Consider the following 18,459-nt stretch of genomic DNA (forward strand, 5'->3'; position numbering starts at 1 on the left):
GACCAGCCTACGGGTTCTGGCCGAGCACCCGGTCGTAGACCTGCCGTGTCCTGGTGGCGATCGCGTCCCAGGTGAACTCGGTCTCGACACGGAGCCGTCCGGCGCGTCCCATGAGCTTCGCCAGCCCCTCGTCGGCGAGCACCTCGGTGAGGGTCGCGGCGAGGTCGGCCACGAAGCGGTCGGGGTCGGTCGGGGTGCCGGTGCCGTCCTGCACCTGGTCGATCGGGACGATGCGACCGGTGAGCCCGTCGGCGACGACCTCGGGGATGCCCCCGGTGCCGGTGCCGACGACCGGGATGCCGCACGCCATGGCCTCGAGGTTCACGATGCCGAGCGGCTCGTAGACCGACGGGCACACGAACACGGTGCCCGAGGACAGCACGTTCACGATCTCCTCGTGCGCGAGCATCCGGTCGATCCAGACGACGCCTTCACGTTCCGCGCGGAGGCCCTCGACGAGCTCGGTGACCTCGGCCAGGATCTCGGGGGTGTCCGGCGCGCCGGCGCACAGCACGATCTGCACGTCCGACGGCAGCGACGCCACGGCGCGGAGCAGGTACGGCAGGCCCTTCTGGCGGGTGATGCGTCCGACGAACACGACGCTCGGGCGCGTCGGGTCGATGCCGAGGGCGCGCACGGCGTCCTCGTCGACGGTCGGCTTCCACGCGTCGATGTCGATGCCGTTGTAGACGACGTGGACCTTCGCGGGGTCGATCGACGGGTACGAGCGCAGGATGTCCGCACGCATGGCCTTCGAGACCGCGATGACGCCGTCGGCGTGTTCGAACGCCTCGCGCTCCATCCAGCTGGACAGGCGGTAGCCGCCGCCGAGCTGCTCGGCCTTCCACGGGCGGAGCGGCTCCAGGCTGTGGGCGGTCACGATGTGGGGGATGCCGTAGGTCAGCTGCGCGATCCGGCCCGCGGAGTTCGAGTACCAGGTGTGCGAGTGCACGAGGTCGGCACCCTCGACGTCGGCCGCGATGGCCACGTCGGTGCCGAGGGCCTGCAGCGCGCCGTTCGCCTGGCCGAGGCCGTCCGGGGTCCGGTAGCCCCACACGTCGGGTTCGTCACGGAAGGCCCCGAAGGCCCGGACACGGACTTCCGTGTCCGTCCCCGACCGCAACGCGGCGGTGAGTTCGGACACGTGGACACCCGCTCCGCCGTAGACCTCCGGCGGATACTCCCTGGTCAGCAGATCGACTCGCACTGGTTCAACGTAACCGGTTCCCAGTGCTGACGCCTACTGTGAGCGGCATGGCACCAAAGAAGGTCTTCGGCATCGTGCTCGCCGGCGGCGAGGGCAAACGACTCATGCCGCTCACGGCCGATCGCGCGAAGCCCGCCGTCCCGTTCGGCGGCAACTTCCGTCTCATCGACTTCGCACTGTCGAACCTGGTCAACTCCGGTCTGCAGAAGATCGTCGTCCTGACCCAGTACAAGTCGCACAGTCTCGACCGGCACGTCGCGGAGACGTGGCGCATGGAGGGGCTGCTCGGCTCCTACGTCGCGTCCGTCCCCGCGCAGCAGCGGCTCGGCAAGCGCTGGTTCGCCGGCTCGGCCGACGCGATCCTGCAGTCGCTCAACCTGCTGCGCGACGAACGCCCCGACATCGTCGTCGTCGTCGGTGCGGACCACGTGTACCGGATGGACTTCCACCAGATGGTCGAGGCGCACATCGCGTCCGGCCGCAGTGCCACGGTGGCGGCGATCCGTCAGCCCATCGGGCTCGCCGACCAGTTCGGCGTGATCCAGGTGGCCGACGACGACCCCACGAAGATCGACGCGTTCCTCGAGAAGCCGAAGGACGCCGTCGGGCTGGCCGACTCCCCCGGCGAGATCCTGGCCTCGATGGGCAACTACGTGTTCAACGCGGACGCGCTCGTCGACGCGGTCCTGCGCGACGGCCAACTCGAGACGTCCGCGCACGACATGGGCGGCGACATCGTCCCCGACTTCGTCAACCGCGGCGACGCCGGCGTGTACGACCTGCAGCGCAACGAGGTCCCCGGGTCCACCGACCGCGACAAGTACTACTGGCGCGACGTGGGCACCATCGACTCGTTCTTCGACGCCCACATGGACCTCATCGCCCCGGTCCCGGTCTTCAACCTGTACAACCAGGACTGGCCGATCTTCAACCAGCAGACGAACCTGCCGCCGGCGAAGTTCGTCCGCGACGCGAACGGCAACACCGGGTCCACGGTGGACTCGCTCGTGTCGCTCGGCTGCCTGGTGTCGGGTGCGCAGGTCGAGCGCAGCATGATCGGGCCCTGGTGCTCGATCGACTCCGGCGCGAAGGTCCTCGACTCGATCGTCTTCGAGCGCGCCACCATCGGCGCCGGCGCGGTCGTCAACCGCGCCATCCTCGACAAGGACGTCGTCATCGCACCGGGCGCGCAGGTCGGCGTCGACCGCGAGGCCGACGAGGCACGCGGCTTCACCGTCACCGAATCCGGCATCACCGTGGTCGGCAAGGGCGTCCGCGTCGACGCGTAGACACGACGAACAGGCAAGCACCCGGGGCGCAGCCCCGGACGGACGGCCTGGAGGCACGGCTCGCGTCACGGACGCGGCCGTGCCTCCGTCAGTCGGTACCGTTGGTGCGTGCCCCGCTTCCTCGTCGTCCTCGATGCCGATTCCACGCTCCTCGAGGACGAGGTGATCGAACTGCTCGCCGACAGCGCCGGGACCCGGCCACAGGTGGCGGCGATCACGGAGCGCGCCATGCGCGGGGAACTCGACTTCGCCGAGAGCCTCCGGGAGCGTGTCGCGACCCTTGCGGGCCTCCAGGCAGACGTCTTCGTCCGTGCACAGCAGTCGGTCCGTGTGACGCGGGGCGCCGACCAGCTCGTCCGCGGGGTGCACGCCGCAGGCGGCACCGTCGGCGTGGTGTCCGGCGGGTTCCACGAAGTGCTCGACCCGTTCGCCGAGCAGCTGGGCCTCGACCACTGCCGGGCGAACCGCCTCGAGGTCACCGACGGCGTGCTCACCGGCCGCGTGCTCGGCGACGTCGTCGACGCGCACGCCAAGGCCGTCGCGCTCCGCGAGTGGGCGGACGCCGACGGGGTCGACCCGGCACGGACCATCGCCATCGGCGACGGCGCGAACGACCTCGAGATGATGCGCGTCGCCGCGCTCTCGGTGGCGTTCGACGCGAAGCCGCGCGTGCGGGACCAGGCGGACGTCGCGGTCGTCGACCGCGACCTGTCCGCCGTGCTCGCGACGCTCGGTCTGCGCGGCTGATCAGTCCGAGGGCTAGTGGCCCATCCCGAGGCCGCCGTCGACGGGGATGATCGCACCGGAGACGTACCCGGCGCCGTCGCTCGCCAGGAACAGCGTGGCGTCGGCGACGTCGTCGACCGTGCCGTAGCGGGCGGCCGGGATCGCCTTCTTGAACTCGGCCTGCAGCTCGTCGGAGAGCGCGGCGGTCATGTCCGTCTGGATGAAGCCGGGCGCCACGACGTTGGCGGTGATGCCGCGCGAGCCGAGCTCACGCGTGATCGACCGGGCCATGCCGACCAGGGCGGCCTTCGAGGACGCGTAGTTGACCTGGCCGATCTGGCCGTAGGCGCCCACGACGCTGGACATCAGCACGATGCGGCCGAACTTGGCCTTCATCATGCCCTTCGTGGCGCGCTTGACGACGCGGAAGGTGCCCGTGAGGTTCGTGTCGACCACGCTGGTGAAGTCGTCCTCGGACATGCGGAGGAGCAGCTGGTCGTTCGTGATGCCGGCGTTCGCGACGAGGACCTCGATCGGACCGAGCTCGGCCTCGACCTGCGTGAACGCGGCGTCGACGGAGGCCGTGTCGGTGATGTCGGCCTGCACCGTCAGCGCGCCCTCGGGACCCCCCTGACCGCTGCGCGACGTCACGGCGACCCGGTGGCCGGCGGCGACGAACCGCTCGGCCAGGGCGTGGCCGATGCCGCGGTTGCCGCCGGTGATGAGGACGGTACGGGGGGTGCTCATGGTCGCTCCGTTCGGTGGGATCTGCTCGGCACGCGGTGCCGGGTACCCGGCGGACACGCCCGGACGAGCGTACCGGAGCGGACCACCCCGCCGGTTCGCGCGCGGCGCACCCACGATCGGTCCGGCGGGATTAGGCTTGACCACGGGTAGACGGAGACCATCTGTATGAAGAGCACGCACACGAGCATCACGTCGCTGCCGGACACACCGGAGCAGGACCGGGCGCACCGCCTGTCCCGCTACGTCTGGCAGATGGCCATCCGAGTGGTCCTCTTCATCTCCGCCGTGCTCGTGTACTCGATCTGGCACTCGTGGCTCGCGGTCATCCCGATCGTCCTGGCCGCGGTGATCCCCTGGGTGGCCGTCGTCATCGCGAACGCCGGCAGCCGGACCGAGAGCGACATGATCTCCCCCGCCGGATCCATCGAGCTCTACGACGCCGTCGACCCGCGTCTCCGCGAACAGCAGGAGGACGCCCGGGCCCAGGCCTACCGCGACGAGCAGGACCGCCTCCGCCAGCAGGCGCAGCACGCGCAGGACGAGTGGCAGCGCAACGGCGACCGATCGAAGATGTGGGGACCCCGCTGATGGGTGCGACGTTCGACCTGCAGACCGAACCCGGATCCACCCCGGTGTGCTCGCGTGCCGGCTGCGTGTCGACGGCCGGGTGGCGTGTGAACTGGCGCAATCCCCGGATCCACGCGATCGACCGCGTGAAGATCTGGGCCGCGTGCGAAGAACACCGCGACTTCCTGGCCGACTACCTGCGGTCCCGCTCCTTCCCGGTGCGCGTCACCGGCATGCACGAGGACGTCGACCACCTCGACGACGAGCGCGAGTCGACGGCGGCGCCGAAGAACGACGTCGGGGTGCGCTCCACCGGCACCTCGCGATGACCGACGGCTTCGACCCGCAGTCCCGCTACGGCCGCAAGCACGCCGCCAAGCTGCAGCGCGCTGCGGTGGGTTCCGGCTCGACCGACGACTCCAGGTCGGGCTCGTCCGGTCGGGACCCCCACGAGCCGTTCGTCGGCTGGCGCTTCGTCCGGAGCCGCCGCTGGCTCGGCTACTTCGCGATCGCCGTCGCCTTCGCGATCGTGTGCGCACTGTTCGGCATGTGGCAGTGGGACCGCCGCAACGAGGCCGTCCGGCAGAACGAGCAGGTCGCGCAGAACTACGACCACACCCCCGTCCCCCTCGACCGGGCGCTGCCGAAGGCCTCGAGCTGGCAGGACGAGCAGGAGTGGCTCCGGGTCTCCGTGACCGGCCGCTACGACGTCGACTCGCAGCTGCTCGTGCGCAACCGCGTGCACAACGGGCAGCCCGGGTTCGAGGTCCTGACGCCCCTGGTCACGTCCGAAGGCCGCGCCTTCATCGTCGACCGCGGGTGGGTGCCGACCGGCAACGCCCAGGACGCCCCCGACCACGTGCCCGCTCCCCCGTCCGGCGAGGTCACCGCGATCGTCCGCCTGCAGCAGAGCGAACCGCGCATCCCCGGCCGCTCCGACCCGAAGGACACCGACCAGGTGCAGTCGGTGACCCTGGCCGACGTGGAGGACAAGGTCGACGACCCGATCTGGACCGGTGCGTACGGACAACTCGCCTCCGAGTCCCCCGCCCCGACCGAGGCCCGCCCGCTCGGCTGGGAGCGTCCGAACGCCGACACGGGGCTGCACCTGAGCTACTTCATCCAGTGGTTCCTGTTCGCCGCCGGGGGCTTCGGGTTCCTGGCGTACGTGATGGTGCAGGAGTACCGGAACCTCAACCAGGACGACCCGGAGGAGCGCGAGCGCGCCCTCGAGCGCGAACGCCGCAAGAACGCGAAGCCGAAGACCGACGCCGAGATCGAGGACGAACTCATCGCGTCACGTCGCTGACGCGCGGCCGAGGCGCGGCTGAGGCGCGTCCGTGGGTGCGCGTCGGCGCACCGTGCGCACCTCGCAACCCCGTGCGCGCTTGCGCGCACCGTGCAGCGCCACAAGCGGGCACCCAGCACACAACGCCGCACCGGATGGCGAAACGGGCACCGTGCAGACGGGAGGCGCGACGCACGACCGCACCGCGCCTCCAGGCCGCACCGTGCGGACCTCGCAACCCCGTGCGCGCTTCCGCGCACCGTGCAGCGCCACAAGCGCGCACCCAGCACGCAACGCCGCACCGGACCGCGAACGCGGCACCGTGCGGACGGGGCCGCACTGTGCGCGCTTCCGCGCACCGTGCAGCGCCACAAACGGGCACCCAGCACACAACGCCGCACCGGATGGCAAAACCGGAACCGTGCGGACGGGAGGCGCGACGCACGACCGGCACCGCGCCTCCAGTCCGCACCGTGCGCACCTCGCAACCCCGTGCGCGCTTCCGCGCACGGTGCAGCACCACAAACGGACACCCGGCACGCAACACCGCACCGGATGGCGAACGCGGCACCGTGCGGACGGGCCTCGCCCGACCACACGCGCCGCAGCTAGGCGAGCTCGATGAGCTCCGCGTAGTCCTTGTTCCAGTGGTCCTCGGTGCCGTCCGGGAGCAGCAGGACGCGCTCGGGGTTGAGCGCCTCGACCGCGCCGGCGTCGTGGGACACCAGGACGACCGCACCCTCGAAGCCGGCCAGGGCGTTGAGGATCTCCTCGCGCGAAGCCGGGTCCAGGTTGTTCGTCGGCTCGTCGAGCAGCAGGACGTTCGCGCCGGAGACCACGATCATCGCGAGCGACAGACGGGTCTTCTCGCCGCCGGACAGGACGCCGGCCTTCTTGTAGCCGTCGTCGCCCGTGAACAGGAACGAGCCGAGCACCCGACGGGCCTCGGTCTCGTTGAGGTCCGTCGACGCCGACACCATGTTCTCGATCACGGTGCGGTTGATGTCGATGTTCTCGTGCTCCTGCGCGTAGTACCCGATGCGCAGACCGTGACCGGGCTGGATCTCGCCGGTGTCGGGCTGGTCGGCACCCGCCAGGATGCGCAGCAGCGTCGTCTTGCCCGCACCGTTGAAGCCGAGGATGACCACACGCGAACCGCGGTCGATCGCCAGGTCGACACCCGCGAAGATCTCGAGCGACCCGTAGGACTTCGACAGCCCCTCGGCCATCAGCGGAGTGCGGCCGCACGGGGCCGGGGTGGGGAAGCGGATCTTCGCGACCCGGTCGGCGACGCGCTCGTCCTCGAGGCCGGCGAGGAGCTTGTCGGCACGCGCGACCATCTGGTGGGCTGCTGCGGCCTTGGACGCCTTCGCACCGAAGCGGGCGGCCTGGTCCTTGAGCGTGGCGGCCTTCTTCTCGGCGCCCGCGCGCTCCTTGCGGCGGCGCTCCTCGTCGGCGACGCGCTGCCGCTGGTACAGCTTCCAGCCCATGTTGTAGATGTCGATGGTCTGGCGGTTGGCGTCCAGGTAGAAGACGCGGTTCACGACCTCGTCGACGAGCTCGACGTCGTGGGAGATGATGATGACGCCACCGGGGTAGGTCTTCAGGTGCTCGCGGAGCCACACGACGGAGTCGGCGTCGAGGTGGTTGGTCGGCTCGTCGAGGATCATCGTCTCGGCGTCCGAGAACAGGATCCGGGCGAGCTCGATGCGCCGGCGCTGACCACCCGAGAGCGTCTTGAGCTGCTGGTCGAGGATGCGGTCGGGCAGCTTCAGGTTCGAGGCGATCGACGCCGCCTCGGCCTCGGCCGCGTAGCCACCGAGCGCATTGAACTGGTCGTCGAGGCGGCTGTAGCGCCGCATCGCCTTCTCCGCCACGGCCGCGTCGTCGCTCGCCATGTCGAGCGTGGCGAGGCGGATGCCCTCCACGAGCTCACCGAGCCCACGGGCGTCGAGGATGCGCTTCCGCGCGGTCTCCTCCGGGTCGCCGGAGCGGGGGTCCTGCGGCAGGTAGCCGATCTCCCCGCCGCGGTCGATCGTGCCGCCGTTCGGCTGCGTCTCGCCCGCGAGGGCCTTGGTCATCGTCGTCTTCCCCGCGCCGTTGCGGCCGACGAGTCCGATCTTGTCGCCCTTCTCGACACGGAAGGACACGTCTTCCATGAGGAGACGAGCTCCGACGCGGATCTCGAGTTCGTGCACGGCAAGCACAGTGGACGTCCAATCAGTTGGTGGGTTTGCACAACGGTGTGTGCGTGAGGTGCACCGCTACGCTGACGGGACCGATGGTTCCGAACGGAACCAGCAGTCCATTCTAGGAGAATCCATGACGAACGCCACCGGGTTCGCTCCCCGCGCAGTCCTCGCCGACCGTCTGCGCACGCACGGGCTGGCCGCCGACGCCGCCCTCGTCGCCGGCGGAGCCCTGTTCACCGCCGCGATGGCGCAGCTCGAGGTCCCGATGTGGCCGGTCCCGATCACCGGGCAGACGCTCGCCGTCGTGCTCGTCGGCGCGACCCTCGGCGCACGTCGCGGCATGCTCTCGCTGCTCGTCTACGCCGTCGCCGGACTCGCGGGTGCCCCATTCTTCGCCGACATGCAGGGCGGTCTGCAGGCCCTGGCCCTGCCGAGTTTCGGGTACGTCATCGGCTTCATCCCCGCCGCCGGGCTCGTCGGCTGGCTCGCCCGCCGCAACTGGGACCGCAACGTCGGCCGCGCCACCGTCGCGATGCTGCTCGCGAGTGCCATCCCGTTCGTGACCGGCCTGCCGTACCTGGCCGTGGCACTCGGCCAGCTCGGCGCCCCGAACGACGTCCAGTCGGTGCTCGCCGCCGGCCTGTACCCGTTCATCGTCGGTGGCATCGCCAAGGCCCTCATCGCCGCCGGCATCCTGCCGCTCGCGTGGAAGGCCGTCGGTCGTCGCTGACACCTCGCATGAGAACGGCCCCGCACCTGATCGGTGCGGGGCCGTTCTGCGTCCGGAGCGGTTGACCGGCCCGGTGGTCGGTCACGACTCCCCGCCACCCGGACGCCGAGTGGTCGCATCCCGTCGCCTGGAGCGCGGTCAGCCGACAGAACGTGACCACTCGGCGAACGTGAGCGTGTGGTCGCGACCACTCGGCGGCGCGCCCCGCGCGTGGCGTGCGCACAGACGGACGGGAGGCGCGGTGCCAGCTGGCACCGCGCCTCCCGTCCGTGGTGGGTCGCGACTAGATCGCGAACCCGAGGGCGCGCATCATCTCGCGTCCGTCGTCGGTGATCCGTTCCGGACCCCACGGCGGCATCCAGACCCAGTTGATCCGGAAGGCGTCCACGATGCCGTCGAGGGCGTTCGCGGTGTCACCCTCGATGACGTCGGTCAGGGGGCAGCCGGCGCTGGTGAGCGTCATGCTGATGACGAGCGCGTTGGCGTCGTCGTCCCAGGCGAGGTCGTAGATCAGGCCGAGGTCGACGATGTTCACGCCGAGCTCCGGGTCCTGGACCTCCTTCAGGCCCTCGACGACCTCGTCGAACTTGTCGGGAGCGAGTGCGGCGATCATCAGGCCTGCGCCTCGGCGGCGGCGACCTGCACGTAGCGGTCGTAGCCCTCGTTCTCGAGGCGGTCGGCCAGCTCGGGGCCGCCCTGCTCCGCGATCTTGCCGGCGACGAACACGTGCACGAAGTCCGGCTTGATGTAGCGGAGGATGCGCGTGTAGTGCGTGATGAGCAGCACACCGAGGCCGGTCGCGGCCTTGGCGCGGTTGACGCCCTCGGAGACGATCTTCAGCGCGTCGACGTCGAGGCCGGAGTCGGTCTCGTCGAGGACCGCGAACTTCGGCTTGAGGAGCTCGAGCTGCATGATCTCGTGGCGCTTCTTCTCGCCACCGGAGAAGCCCTCGTTGACGTTGCGCTCGGCGAACGACGAGTCCATCTTCAGGTCGGCCATCGACTGGCGGAGTTCCTTGATCCAGCCACGGAGCGCCGGAGCCTCGCCGTCGATCGCCGTCTTGGCGGTGCGGAGGAAGTTCGACACCGTGACGCCGGGGATCTCGACCGGGTACTGCATCGCAAGGAACATGCCGGCACGGGCGCGCTCGTCGACGCTCATCGCGAGGACGTCCTCGCCGTCGAGGGTGATGGTGCCACCGACGACGTTGTACCGGGGGTGACCGGCGATGGTGTACGCCAGGGTGGACTTGCCGGAGCCGTTCGGCCCCATGATCGCGTGGATCTCGCCCTCGTTGATGGTGAGGTCGACACCCTTCAGGATCTCCTTGGTGCCCTGATCGGTGTCGATCGAGACCTTGAGGTCACGGATTTCCAGAGTGGACATTGCGTTCCTTCGGTTGCAGCTGTGTGCGGCGTCAGCCGCGGGAAGTGTTGGGGGTGCTCAGTCGACCGGGACGACGTCCTGCACGTCGACGTAGACGTCGCCGTCGCGGACCTCGACCCGGAAGACCGGGACGGGCTCGTAGGCCGGGAAGTTCTGCGGCTTGCCGGTGGCCAGCGAGAAGCGGGACCCGTGGGCCCAGCACTCCAGCGAGTCACCCTCGACGAAGCCCTCGGCCAGCGAGATGTCGCCGTGCGTGCAGGTGTCGCCGATGGCGTGGACCGTGCCGGACGAGTCCTTCACGATCGCGACCGCCGTGCCGCCGACGACCACCCGCAACGGGCTGTCCACCGCGATGTCGGCTTCGGCGCAGACCTTCTCGGCCATCAGGCGGTGGCCTCCGCGCCGTCGGACTGCCCTGCGGCAGCCTGTGCGTCGCCCGCCTCGGCCGGTGCGGCGATGACCGAACGGCCCTCGGCCAACTCCTGCTCGACCGCGGCGATGAGGCGTTCCTCGAGCTCGGGCGCACCGATCTTCTGGATGACCTCGACCAGGAAGCCGAGCACGACGAGGCGCCGGGCTTCTTCTTCCGGGACTCCGCGGGACTGCAGGTAGAACAGTTGCTCGTCGTCGAATCGACCGGTCGCACTCGCGTGGCCGGCGCCCTCGATGTTGCCCGTCTCGATCTCGAGGTTCGGGATGCTGTCGGCACGGGTGCCGTCCGTCAGCACGAGGTTGCGGTTCTGCTCGTACGAGTCGGTGCCGTCACCGGCGCGGCCGATCAGGACGTCGCCGATCCAGACGGTGTGCGCGCCCTGGCCCTGCAGCGCGCCCTTGTAGTTGACCCGACCGCGCGTGTTCGGCGCGTCGTGGTTCACGTAGACCTGCTGCTCGATGTACTGGCCGGCGTCGGCGAAGTACACGCCGTACATCTCCGTGTCGGCGCCCTGCGCACCGAGGTGCGTCGAGGGGTTGACGCGGATGACGTCGCCGCCGAGCGAGACCACGACGTGCTTGAGGAAGGCATCGCGGCCGACCTCGGCGAAGTGGGTCGAGACGTGCACGGCGTCGTCGTCCCAGTCCTGCAGGCTGACGACGGTCAGTCGTGCGTTCTGCTGCGCGACGATCTCGATGTTCTCGCTCAGCAGGGCGCTGCCGCGGTTGTCGAGCACGACGATGCCCTGGGAATTCGGCTCGGCCGTGATCACCGTGTGCGCAGCGCGGGGCTGCGACCCGAAGTCGGAACGGGTCACGGTGATGAACTCGTGCGCCTCGGTGGCCTTGATCGTGATCGCCAGGACCGCGTCACGGGCGGTCCAGGCTGCGGCCGACGCGCGGTCCTCGGGCAGGCCGGCGGAGCCGACGCGGGGGTCGTCGCTGCGACCCCACTCGACGTCGGCGCCCTCGGACTGGCGGGCGAGGTACGGGTAGGCGGATCCGTCGAGCGCGCCGTCCAGCAGCGGCTGGAGCTTGGCGAGCGGCGCGAACTTCCAGTTGACCTCTCGGCCGGTGACCTTCGGGAACGCCTCGACGTCGCCGGACTGGAACCGCTCGGAGCGGGTCTGGACCGGCACCTTCTTGTCGGGGGCGTCCCAGCCGCCGTCGGAGTGGGCTCCGGCGCCGTGCTGGGTGCCGCCCTGCGCTGCGGCAGCGGGCTCGATCGGCTGGTCGATGTGGGGAGGGGTGGTGCTGGACATCTAGCCGACGGATCCTTCCATGCTCATCTCGATGAGCTTGTTGAGTTCGAGTGCGTACTCCATCGGGAGCTCGCGGGCGATTGGCTCGATGAAGCCACGGACGATCATCGCCATCGCCTCGTCCTCGGCCATGCCGCGGGACATGAGGTAGAAGAGCTGCTCCTCGCTGACACGCGAGACCGTGGCCTCATGTCCCAGCTGCACGTCGTCGACACGGATGTCGATCGCGGGGTAGGTGTCGCTCCGGCTGATCGTGTCGACCAGCAGGGCGTCGCAGCGCACGGTGTTGGCGGCGTGGTGCGCGGCCGGGTCGACCCGGACCTCACCGCGGTAGCCCGCACGACCGCCACCACGGGCGATCGACTTCGAGACGATCGACGACGTCGTGTACGGCGCCATGTGGATCATCTTCGCGCCGGCGTCCTGGTGCTGACCGGGGCCGGCGAAGGCGACGGAGAGCGTCTCGCCCTTGGCGTGCTCGCCGGCGAGGTAGATCGACGGGTACTTCATCGTGACCTTGGACCCGATGTTGCCGTCGATCCACTCCATCGTCGCGCCCTCGTGTGCGATCGCACGCTTGGTGACGAGGTTGTAGACGTTGTTCGACCAGTTCTGGATCGTCGTGTACCGAACGCGGGCGTTCTTCTTCACGATGATCTCGACGACGGCCGAGTGCAGCGAGTCGGACTTGTAGATCGGGGCGGTGCAGCCCTCGATGTAGTGGACGTACGAGTCCTCGTCCGCGATGATCAGCGTCCGCTCGAACTGGCCCATGTTCTCGGTGTTGATCCGGAAGTAGGCCTGCAGCGGGATCTCGACGTGGACGCCCTTCGGGACGTAGACGAACGAGCCACCGGACCAGACGGCCGTGTTCAGCGCGGCGAACTTGTTGTCGCCGGCCGGGATCACGGTGCCGAAGTACTCCTCGAACAGCTCCGGGTGCTCACGGAGCGCCGTGTCGGTGTCCATGAAGATGACGCCCTGCTGCTCCAGGTCCTCGCGGATCTGGTGGTAGACGACCTCGGACTCGTACTGCGCGGCGACACCGGCGACGAGGCGCTGGCGCTCGGCCTCGGGGATGCCGAGCTTCTCGTAGGTCGCACGGATGTCCTCGGGGAGGTCTTCCCACGACTGCGCCTGCTTCTCCGTGGAACGCACGAAGTACTTGATGTTGTCGAAGTCGATGCCCGTCAGGTCGGCACCCCACGTCGGCATCGGCTTGCGGCCGAAGAGCGACAGCCCCTTGAGGCGGTTCTTCAGCATCCACTCGGGCTCGTCCTTGAGGTTCGAGATGTCGGTGACGACCTCTTCCGAGATCCCACGACGGGCGGAGGACCCTGCCGAGTCGGAGTCGGACCAGCCGAACTCGTATTGGCCGAGCCCTTCGAGCTCGGGACGGTCGATGAGCACGTCGGACATGGTCTCCTCGTTTCCTTCTCGCGGGACAGCGTTACAGGTGTGAACCCGTGGCGTCTGGACGCCATTCCACCGCGGACCGCTGACATGCGGACCCGGTGCTGCTCCCTCGCAACGACAATGGTTCCACGCAGTCCGTGGGTTGATCGGCGATCTCGGCCCATTCGGAGCCGGCGCCTGCCTAGACTTGACTGCTGCTGAACCCTCGAATCCTACAGGTTCACTGCACGGAACAACAGGAAGGCACCACCCTCGTGACACGCGTCGGATCCCCCGTCGAGCAGGATCTCCGGACCGGACGGTGGTGGTCGCTCCCCCGCGTGGTCGACCGTCGCGTGGTCGCACTGGCCTGGGCGTCCTTCGTGGTCGAGGTCGTGCTGATCGGCACCGGAGGCCTGGTACGCCTCACCGCCTCGGGCCTCGGATGCCCCACCTGGCCCAAGTGCACGGCGGATTCGCTCGTCTCCACGCCGGAGATGGGCATCCACGGCATCATCGAGTTCGGCAACCGACTGCTGACCTTCGTGCTCGTGATCGTGGCCGTCGCGATGTTCCTCGCGGTCGTCCGGATGCTCCGCACGCGCCCCGAACTCTTCTGGCTCGCGTTCGCTCAGGGCGTCGCGATCCCGGTGCAGGCCGTCATCGGCGGCATGAGCGTCTGGACGAACCTGAACCCATTCGTGGTCGGGCTGCACTTCGTCGTCTCCGCCGCCCTCACCTCGGTGACCGCTGCGCTGGTCTACCGCACGACGCACGGCCCGCGCACCGCCCAGCGGCTCGTCCCGCGCTGGTACACGGGTGTCGTCCGCGGCACCGTCGCCGCGGTCGTCGTGACCGTGCTCGTCGGCATCCTGACCACCGGCAGCGGCCCGCACGCCGGAGCCGACGCCGCGGTCGACGGTGGGCGTCTGCACCGCACCGGGTTCGACCCCGCGGTCATGGAGCACGTGCACGCCTGGCCCGCGTACGCCCTCTTCGCCCTGACCCTGGTGCTCGTCATCGGAGCCGTCCGCCTGGGCCGCCCGAGCAAGTGGCCGCTGCTGCTGCTCGTCGTCGAGTTCCTGCAGATCGCGGTCGGGCTCACGCAGGCACGCACGGGTCTGCCCGTCGGGCTCGTCGGCACGCACATGGTGCTCGCCGGGCTGCTCGTCGGAGCGGTGACCGCCGTGGTGCTGTCGACGCGGGCCTCGGCCGGCCGAGACGCCGTCCGGGAACCCATCGACGCCTGACGCCCGGGCGCGTCGCGCGCTCGACACCCGTTCTCCGACACCCCACGAGTCGTTCGACTCGTGGGGTGTCGCGTTTCCGGTGGACGTGGCCGGCGGGCGCCACGCTGCTGACGCAGAACGACACCGCGGACGTCGCACGACATCGACTTCGTCGCTCGACATCCGCACCACGCGCGGCCCGCAGCGACTCGCGTCCGCCCCGCGGCCGACGGCGGTCACGCCGGACGGGAGGCCCGTGGCGGGCCCGCACCGCGCCTCCAGGCCGCCTCGTGGCCGACGCAGGACGCCGGTGTCCTGCCGGTACGCCGCCGAACGCGCGAGACGCCGCCGGATTCGGCGGCGTCTCGGCGGGGTGGCGGCGTCGTGCCGACACGACGGCGTCAACAGGACACGACGGCGTCAACCGGACACGACGGCGTCGAATCGACACGACGGCGTCGTGCGGACCGAACGCGCGGGCGCCCGCTCGACCGCCTAGAAGGTGAAGACCTGCGGCAGCAGCGGATCGATGCCCACGGCGATGAAGAGCAGCGTCAGGTACGTGATCGAGCTGTGGAAGACCCGCATCGGCTGCACGTGCTCGACGTGCTGGATGGCCCGCGAGTACAGGCGGTGCGACTCGACGACGAACCAGATGCCGCCAGCCAGCGCGACGACCGTGTAGAGCGGCCCCATGTGCCCGACGGGGATGAGCAGGAGCGAGCAGACGAGCGTCGCCCACGCGTAGAGCACGACCTGCAGGCCGACGACGGTACGGCCACGGACCACGGCGAGCATCGGCACGTCGGCCGCGTCGTAGTCGTCGCGGTACTTCATCGACAGCGGCCAGTAGTGCGGCGGCGTCCACAGGAAGATCACCATGAACAGGATGACCGGGGTCCAGGTCAGCGACCCGGTGACGCCCGCCCACCCGATGAGCACGGGCATGCAGCCGGCCGAGCCGCCCCACACGATGTTCTGCGGGGTGCGGCGCTTGAGCCACAGCGTGTAGACGAACACGTAGATGAGGATGGCGATGACGCTCAGCGCCGCGGCGAGCCAGTTCACCAGGAACCCGAGCACCGCGGTCGACAGGATGCCGAGCACCCACGAGAACACGAGGGCCTCGCGGTCGGACAGCTCGCCGGTGACGAGGGGGCGGGTGCTGGTCCGCTTCATCAGGCGGTCGATGTCGCGGTCGATGTAGCAGTTGAAGGCCGACGCCGAACCGGCCGACATCGCTCCGCCGAGCATCGTCCAGAAGACGAGCCACAGGTCGGGGACGCCGCGTTCGGCGAGGAACATCGTCGGCGCCGTGGTGACGAGCAGCAGCTCCATCACGCGCGGCTTCGTCAACGAGACGTACGCACGGACCTTGCGGGACAGCGGCGATCGGGGTCGATCGGTGTCGGGCCGGGTCACGGTGGCAGTCGGCAAGAGAACCTCAGTCTGTTCGCATCAGCTCGCACACTCGGTGGACGACTGCGACGGCGTCCGGGCATGCGCTGACCCGGAATGTCCACGGGTCCCGATCAGTTTACGGGATGGAAGCGCCGCGACGGTGCCCCGCTCCGACATCCCGGCGTGATCCGGACGCGCTCGACACGCCCGGATCGACCGTCGACGGCCACCCCGGTGTGAACATCGGGGGTCACCTGAACCCCTTCTGAGTACCGGGTCACTATGCTGGACACGCCCTCCCGCAGTGCGCGCCCCGATGACGTCGGCCGCGATGAGCCGGTCGGCCGCCGCTAGACGGCGACACGACTCGGCCCCGGGATGGCCACATGTCCGTGCGATGGCACGAGCCCTCGCACATGTCGCATCAAGAAGGGTCAACATCCAAGTGGCTGAATTCACCTGGGACGCCATCGACCGGAAGGCCGTCGACACGGCCCGCGTTCTCGCCGCCGACTCGGTCGAGGCCGCCGGCAACGGTCACCCCGGCACCGCGATGAGCCTCGCTCCGCTCGCCCACCTGCTCTTCCAGAAGGTGATGCGTCGCGACCCGAGCGACTCCACCTGGATCGGCCGCGACCGCTTCATCCTCTCCGCCGGTCACGCCTCGATCCTCCAGTACGTGCAGTTCTACCTGCACGGCTACGGGCTCGAGATCGACGACCTGCAGCACCTGCGCAAGTGGGGCTCGAAGACCCCGGGTCACCCGGAGTACGGCCACACCGACGGTGTCGAGATCACCACGGGCCCGCTCGGCCAGGGCCTCGCGTCCTCGGTCGGCTTCGCCTACGCCCAGCGCTTCGAGCGCGGCCTGTTCGACCCGGAGACCCCGGCCGGCCAGTCGCCGTTCGACCACTACACCTACGTGATCGCCGGCGACGGTGACATGCAGGAAGGCGTGACGAACGAGTCCGGCTCGCTCGCCGGCCGTCAGCAGCTCGGCAACCTCATCGCGTTCTACGACTCGAACCAGATCTCGATCGAGGACAACACCGACATCGCGTTCTCGGAGAGCGTCGCCGACCGCTACGAGGCGCTCGGCTGGCACGTCCAGATCGTCGACTGGAAGAAGACCGGCGAGTACTCCGAGGACGTCGAGGAGCTCCACGCCGCGATCGAGGCCGCCAAGCAGGTCACCGACAAGCCGTCGCTCATCGTCCTCAAGACGATCATCGGCTGGCCGTCGCCGACCAAGCAGAACTCGGGCAAGATCCACGGTTCGGCGCTCGGCGCCGACGAGATCAAGGGCCTCAAGGAGATCCTCGGCTTCGACACCGACAAGACCTTCGAGGTCGCCCCCGAGGTCCTCGAGTACACCCGCGGCGCCGTCGCCAAGGGCCAGGCCGAGCACGCCGAGTGGCAGAAGTCCTTCGACGCGTGGGCCGCGGCCAACGCCGACAAGAAGGCGCTGTTCGACCGTGTCCAGTCGAAGGAGCTCCCGGAGGGCCTCGAAGCAGCGCTCCCGGTCTTCCCGACCGACAAGGCCGTCTCGACCCGTGCCGCTTCCGGCAAGGTCATCAACGCCATCGCGCCGCTGATGCCCGAGTTCTGGGGCGGTTCGGCCGACCTCGCCGAGTCGAACCTCACCACGATCGAGGGCGCCAAGTCCTTCGGTCCGGCCGAGGCCTCGACGTCGACGTGGAGCACCGACCCGTACGGCCGCGTGCTGCACTTCGGCATCCGCGAGCACGCCATGGGCTCGATCCTCAACGGCATCGTCCTGCACGGGAACACCCGCCCCTTCGGTGGCACGTTCCTCATCTTCAGCGACTACATGCGTCCGGCGGTCCGTCTCGCCGCGCTCATGCAGGCGCCGGCGATCTACGTCTGGACCCACGACTCCATCGCCCTCGGCGAGGACGGCCCGACGCACCAGCCGATCGAGCAGGTCTCGTCGCTCCGTGCGATCCCCGGTCTCGACGTCGTCCGCCCGGCCGACGCCAACGAGGTCGCGTACGCGTGGCTCGAGATGCTCAAGCACACCGACCGCCCGGCCGGCATCGCGCTGAGCCGTCAGAACCTCCCCGTGTTCGAGCGTGGCGAGGGTGACGCCTCTGGCGAGGTCTTCGCTTCGGCGAAGAACGTCGCGAAGGGTGCGTACATCCTGGCCGAGGCGCCCAACGGCACCCCGGACGTCATCCTCATCGCGACCGGTTCCGAGGTCCAGATCGCGGTCGATGCTCGCGAGCAGCTCAAGGCCGAGGGCATCAACGCCCGCGTCGTGAGCGCGCCGTCGATCGAGTGGTTCCGCGCCCAGTCCGAGAACTACCAGGACCAGGTGCTCCCGAAGGACGTCACCGCTCGCGTGTCGGTCGAGGCCGGCATCGCCATGAGCTGGCGCGACATCGTCGGCGACAAGGGCCGCAGCGTCTCGATCGAGCACTTCGGTGCCTCGGCCGACTACCAGACGCTCTTCAAGGAGTTCGGCTTCACGACGGAGCACGTCGTGGCCGCCGCGAAGGAATCGATCGCAGCTTCCTGACCTGCAAGGGCCGGGTCCGGTTTCCGGATCCGGCCCTTCTTCCGGGAGGCCCGGCTCGGTTCCGCCACG

General features: G+C 69.5%; 17 protein-coding genes. 8 read left to right on the forward strand and 9 right to left on the reverse strand.

Going from position 1 to position 18,459, the window contains the following annotated elements:
• Window positions 1-7: 7 nt before the first annotated feature.
• Complete coding sequence (gene glgA, locus DEJ11_RS09830; RefSeq protein ID WP_111103013.1) at window positions 8-1,207, reverse strand: glycogen synthase; 1,200 nt, start codon at window positions 1,205-1,207, stop codon at window positions 8-10.
• 47 nt (window positions 1,208-1,254) lie between these two features.
• Between glgA and DEJ11_RS09835 the strand changes: the two genes are divergently transcribed.
• Window positions 1,255-2,496 (forward strand): glucose-1-phosphate adenylyltransferase, encoded by a 1,242-nt coding sequence (locus tag DEJ11_RS09835; protein ID WP_111023028.1) that lies wholly within the window; start codon window positions 1,255-1,257, stop codon window positions 2,494-2,496.
• Between the two features lie 108 nt (window positions 2,497-2,604).
• Complete coding sequence (gene serB, locus DEJ11_RS09840) at window positions 2,605-3,243, forward strand: phosphoserine phosphatase SerB (RefSeq protein WP_111103014.1); 639 nt, start codon at window positions 2,605-2,607, stop codon at window positions 3,241-3,243.
• 12 nt (window positions 3,244-3,255) lie between these two features.
• Here the strand turns inward: serB and fabG are convergent, their stop codons facing one another.
• Window positions 3,256-3,969: a 3-oxoacyl-ACP reductase FabG gene (gene fabG, locus DEJ11_RS09845; RefSeq protein WP_027465673.1), complete on the reverse strand. Its 714-nt coding sequence runs from the start codon at window positions 3,967-3,969 to the stop codon at window positions 3,256-3,258.
• A 165-nt stretch (window positions 3,970-4,134) separates the two neighbouring features.
• On the opposite strand from fabG, the gene DEJ11_RS09850 reads away from it, so the two are divergent.
• Genes DEJ11_RS09850 through DEJ11_RS09860 form a run of 3 tightly spaced genes read left to right on the forward strand, consistent with a single transcriptional unit; the run spans window position 4,135 to window position 5,845 of the window.
• Window positions 4,135-4,557, forward strand: coding sequence for a DUF3099 domain-containing protein (locus tag DEJ11_RS09850; protein ID WP_051596733.1), 423 nt, complete (start codon window positions 4,135-4,137; stop codon window positions 4,555-4,557).
• A complete protein-coding gene (locus DEJ11_RS09855; RefSeq protein WP_371830589.1) occupies window positions 4,557-4,865 on the forward strand; it encodes a hypothetical protein in 309 nt (102 codons plus the stop codon). Before DEJ11_RS09850 ends, DEJ11_RS09855 begins: the two co-directional genes overlap by 1 nt.
• Window positions 4,862-5,845 (forward strand): SURF1 family cytochrome oxidase biogenesis protein, encoded by a 984-nt coding sequence (locus tag DEJ11_RS09860; protein WP_111103016.1) that lies wholly within the window; start codon window positions 4,862-4,864, stop codon window positions 5,843-5,845. Before DEJ11_RS09855 ends, DEJ11_RS09860 begins: the two co-directional genes overlap by 4 nt.
• Window positions 5,846-6,432: 587 nt before the next feature.
• Here DEJ11_RS09860 and DEJ11_RS09865 read toward each other — a convergent pair.
• Window positions 6,433-8,031 (reverse strand): ABC-F family ATP-binding cassette domain-containing protein, encoded by a 1,599-nt coding sequence (locus tag DEJ11_RS09865; protein WP_071403762.1) that lies wholly within the window; start codon window positions 8,029-8,031, stop codon window positions 6,433-6,435.
• Between the two features lie 115 nt (window positions 8,032-8,146).
• Here DEJ11_RS09865 and DEJ11_RS09870 point away from each other — a divergent pair, with 115 nt between their 5' ends.
• Window positions 8,147-8,746, forward strand: a complete 600-nt coding sequence (locus DEJ11_RS09870) for a biotin transporter BioY (RefSeq protein WP_111103018.1) — start codon at window positions 8,147-8,149, stop codon at window positions 8,744-8,746.
• Window positions 8,747-9,029: 283 nt separating this feature from the next.
• Here the strand turns inward: DEJ11_RS09870 and DEJ11_RS09875 are convergent, their stop codons facing one another.
• From DEJ11_RS09875 to sufB, 5 genes are read right to left on the reverse strand one after another with little or no spacing between them, the layout of a single operon-like run.
• Window positions 9,030-9,359 carry a metal-sulfur cluster assembly factor gene (locus DEJ11_RS09875; RefSeq protein WP_017887270.1) on the reverse strand — a complete coding sequence of 110 codons (330 nt, stop codon included), beginning with the start codon at window positions 9,357-9,359 and terminating at the stop codon, window positions 9,030-9,032.
• Window positions 9,359-10,132, reverse strand: a complete 774-nt coding sequence (gene sufC, locus DEJ11_RS09880) for a Fe-S cluster assembly ATPase SufC (RefSeq protein ID WP_071403760.1) — start codon at window positions 10,130-10,132, stop codon at window positions 9,359-9,361. The genes DEJ11_RS09875 and sufC overlap by 1 nt, the downstream gene beginning before the upstream one ends.
• A gap of 57 nt (window positions 10,133-10,189) precedes the next feature.
• Window positions 10,190-10,516, reverse strand: coding sequence for a non-heme iron oxygenase ferredoxin subunit (locus DEJ11_RS09885; protein WP_502866898.1), 327 nt, complete (start codon window positions 10,514-10,516; stop codon window positions 10,190-10,192).
• Window positions 10,516-11,826, reverse strand: a complete 1,311-nt coding sequence (sufD, locus tag DEJ11_RS09890) for a Fe-S cluster assembly protein SufD (RefSeq protein WP_111029284.1) — start codon at window positions 11,824-11,826, stop codon at window positions 10,516-10,518. The genes DEJ11_RS09885 and sufD overlap by 1 nt, the downstream gene beginning before the upstream one ends.
• Window positions 11,827-13,245 (reverse strand): Fe-S cluster assembly protein SufB, encoded by a 1,419-nt coding sequence (gene sufB / locus DEJ11_RS09895; protein WP_071403757.1) that lies wholly within the window; start codon window positions 13,243-13,245, stop codon window positions 11,827-11,829.
• Between the two features lie 251 nt (window positions 13,246-13,496).
• On the opposite strand from sufB, the gene DEJ11_RS09900 reads away from it, so the two are divergent.
• Window positions 13,497-14,471 carry a COX15/CtaA family protein gene (locus DEJ11_RS09900; protein ID WP_071403756.1) on the forward strand — a complete coding sequence of 325 codons (975 nt, stop codon included), beginning with the start codon at window positions 13,497-13,499 and terminating at the stop codon, window positions 14,469-14,471.
• A 474-nt stretch (window positions 14,472-14,945) separates the two neighbouring features.
• On the opposite strand, the gene DEJ11_RS09905 is transcribed toward DEJ11_RS09900, so the two are convergent.
• Window positions 14,946-15,872 carry a heme o synthase gene (locus DEJ11_RS09905; protein WP_071403755.1) on the reverse strand — a complete coding sequence of 309 codons (927 nt, stop codon included), beginning with the start codon at window positions 15,870-15,872 and terminating at the stop codon, window positions 14,946-14,948.
• Between the two features lie 424 nt (window positions 15,873-16,296).
• Between DEJ11_RS09905 and tkt the strand changes: the two genes are divergently transcribed.
• Complete coding sequence (tkt, locus tag DEJ11_RS09910) at window positions 16,297-18,390, forward strand: transketolase (RefSeq protein WP_071403754.1); 2,094 nt, start codon at window positions 16,297-16,299, stop codon at window positions 18,388-18,390.
• Window positions 18,391-18,459: the final 69 nt, after the last annotated feature.

This window comes from Curtobacterium sp. MCLR17_058 (assembly GCF_003234705.2).
GTDB classification, from domain to species: domain Bacteria; phylum Actinomycetota; class Actinomycetes; order Actinomycetales; family Microbacteriaceae; genus Curtobacterium; species Curtobacterium flaccumfaciens.